Source organism: Paracoccus sp. 22332 (assembly GCF_052045125.1).
Taxonomy (GTDB): domain Bacteria; phylum Pseudomonadota; class Alphaproteobacteria; order Rhodobacterales; family Rhodobacteraceae; genus Paracoccus; species Paracoccus haematequi_A.
Genome location: NZ_JBQEOI010000132.1, coordinates 1 through 615, shown reverse-complemented (window position 1 = coordinate 615; position 615 = coordinate 1). Strand labels below are relative to the sequence as shown.

General features: G+C 73.8%; 1 protein-coding gene. It reads right to left on the bottom strand.

All coding sequences use genetic code 11. The features are described from left to right. A partial coding sequence (locus tag ACTJI6_RS24190; RefSeq protein ID WP_440804333.1) for a hypothetical protein occupies window positions 1-516 on the bottom strand: 516 nt, incomplete at its 3' end. Between the last annotated feature and the right edge of the window lie 99 nt (window positions 517-615).

Sequence of the window (615 nt, the reverse complement as noted above, 5' to 3'; positions counted from 1 at the left end):
CAGCAGCGCCGGCGGCGGCAGGGCCTCGGCGGCGGCGCGGGCGGCGGCCAGATCGGCGGGAGAGGGCGCGTCCGCCTCCAGCATCGCCAGCACGGCGTCGTAGCGGACGGCGGGGGCGTCCGCCGGCGCGAAGACGAAGGCCTCGCAATCGGGCAGGGGGGTGCCGTCGAAGCCCATGGGCCGCAGCGTCGGCGCGTCGCCCTCCAGGCCGCTCACCTGTGCCTTCGGGTAGTTCGCAACCCGGTCCAGGACGACGCTTTGCCCTTCCAGGAACTCCGCCGGCAGGTGCCAGTCCCGCCCCGAGATGCGGTTGTCCTGCCCGCGCCAGAACAGCCGGATGTTGGGCTCCTCGGCCGGGGCGACGCGCAGCTCCAGGACATGGCCGCGGCCGTCGCAGGTCACCGATGGCGCGGTGTAATAGCGGGCCTCCTCGGCAAGCGCGGCCGAGACGAAGGCGGGCGAGACAAGACACAGCGTGGCCACCGAGCCGAGCAGGGCGGAGAAAGATGGGGTCATGGGAGGGATCCTTCGGAAAGACATGCGGGCGCGGCCCGCCGGCGCGGGTGACAGGAGGATGGGGAGAGAGGAGGACGCGCCGCGACGGCGCGGGCGTCA